Annotated in this window: 2 protein-coding genes; one reads left to right on the top strand and one right to left on the bottom strand. The window is 43.4% G+C overall.

Going from position 1 to position 1,968, the window contains the following annotated elements; genetic code table 11:
- The coding region (locus ACKTR5_RS11630; protein ID WP_407881665.1) for a hypothetical protein at window positions 1-267 on the top strand (267 nt) is incomplete at its 5' end.
- Window positions 268-767: 500 nt separating this feature from the next.
- On the opposite strand, the gene ACKTR5_RS11635 is transcribed toward ACKTR5_RS11630, so the two are convergent.
- Window positions 768-1,244 (bottom strand): ASCH domain-containing protein, encoded by a 477-nt coding sequence (locus ACKTR5_RS11635; RefSeq protein ID WP_407881667.1) that lies wholly within the window; start codon window positions 1,242-1,244, stop codon window positions 768-770.
- Between the last annotated feature and the right edge of the window lie 724 nt (window positions 1,245-1,968).

The raw sequence follows: 1,968 nt of genomic DNA on the forward strand, positions 1-1,968 counted from the left end.
GGTGGCTCCGATATTGATACCAACACCACTGGTAACAACGGAAATACCACCGCTCCTGATGAGGTAACGCCTGGCACATCTAATTCAAATAATGAATTAGGATTACCAACGTCAACCACTGACGCTGATAAGAACCGTCAAGCATTACCAGACACTGAAATTCAGGCAGGTGCCACCGTGGTTGGTTGGCTCCTCGCACTCTTTGCCGGTTTCATCATCTGGGTCAAACGCCGTCGGAAGGGACAGCGGAAAGCACGCCGGGCCTAATTTATCTCGCGAGTGTTTACCACTGAACCATGTGTAATCGAAAAGCGCCACTCATCTGCAAGTCATTGCGGATGGGCGGCGCTTTTTTTATTGAACATATTTGAAACAGTTCACTCTCAACATAAGTAAATCTAATTACGATTTATAAACTCATTTAAATCAATTTCGCTATGTCTCAACAAAATCTGAATTAAAGGAGCTAAATCATTTATCGCTTAAGTGAACTTTTAAGATTGGTTAATTCTGTCGGTGTTTAAGGATTGAAGGAACAGTGAGCTACGTCTACTAGATTCTCATACGATATTGATAATACATAGATGACAACAGACCATATAAATTATGACGCACGATAAAATAAAAACCACAAAGTTGTGTAACTCATTAGATGATGTAACGCCACTTTGATAATCACGATCACAGTTAGCGAAACACCCGCATGGGTATCTACCAACATTGTTTTATTACTTTATTTATACCCCGCCGGGTAGTATGAAACATAGTTATTCTAGTTCTTCACGAGTTGCGACTAGGCGAAACACTTCGCAAGAAACCAGCATGGCCTCACTAAATGACCAGTTTTCTTCTGCGGCTTCCTGCTTCCAAAATGTCTCGTGGACCCGCCGCCAATACGTGAGTGTTTGGTCGCCTTCACCTTCATGATACGCATGTTCCGCACTCACTTGTGTAAACGGCATGATTTCTGAAACAACTGTTTGGGTAACTGCCACCGGTTGGTTACGACCGTCTAATATAATATTGTACTCATCAACCGCTGCGGTTGTTTCACCTGGAAAGAACGCAGATGTTGTCGCCGTTTTTTGACCCGCAATAACAAGAGCGGCCAATTCATCGGCCTGCTGTTCGCCATTCCCAAAGGCCCACGACTCAGGTTGCGGTAGTGTGCCTAAGTGTTTGCATTGGCAAACTGCATTCCAAAAATCGGTGATCTGTTGGTCATGTGACTGTGCTTGTGGCATTGATTTTACGCCTCGTTTCTATTATTCCAATTATTAATAATGGACATATTTTAGAAATTTCTTCGTCGCCAACGTCCCGGCTACAGAGCTAGGGCCCTTTATCGGGTCAAGAATAGTTTGATCAAGGATTGTCATCCATCTTGGCTCTACTCTAGGTACGTTTGTTTAAGGGCGAATAAACATGTTCTACATAAGCTGACGTTTTAATTTACTGACGATATAAGCACCACAGGATTTTCAATGAGTTAACAGCCCAAGCTTAAAGTATGTTCGAGTGGTACTGCATTAGTTTGAACCATAGTGTCACGGTTAGCAATATTAATTTTATTAAATGGCGCTAGCTGTCTTTTGCCCGTGTTATCGTTACTCACTCATCAAAAAGCGCTTAGCCATTGTGCGTCTATCCCATTCAGATTAGAACATTAACGATTTTAATTATGATCTGTTACTTGGTTTTTTAATTCTTTGTGTCACAAAAAAAGCGCCGCCCATCCGCAATGACTTGCAGATGAGTGGCGCTTTTCGATTACACATGGTTCAGTGGTAAACACTCGCGAGATAAATTAGGCCCGGCGTGCTTTCCGCTGTCCCTTCCGACGGCGTTTGAACCAGATGATGAAACCGGCAAAGAGTGCGAGGAGCCAACCAACCACGGTGGCACCTGCCTGAATTTCAGTGTCTGGTAATGCTTGCCGGTTCTTATCAGCGTCAGTGGTTGACGTTG

It is taken from the genome of Furfurilactobacillus entadae (genome assembly GCF_045862745.1).
In the GTDB taxonomy this organism is placed as follows: domain Bacteria; phylum Bacillota; class Bacilli; order Lactobacillales; family Lactobacillaceae; genus Furfurilactobacillus; species Furfurilactobacillus entadae.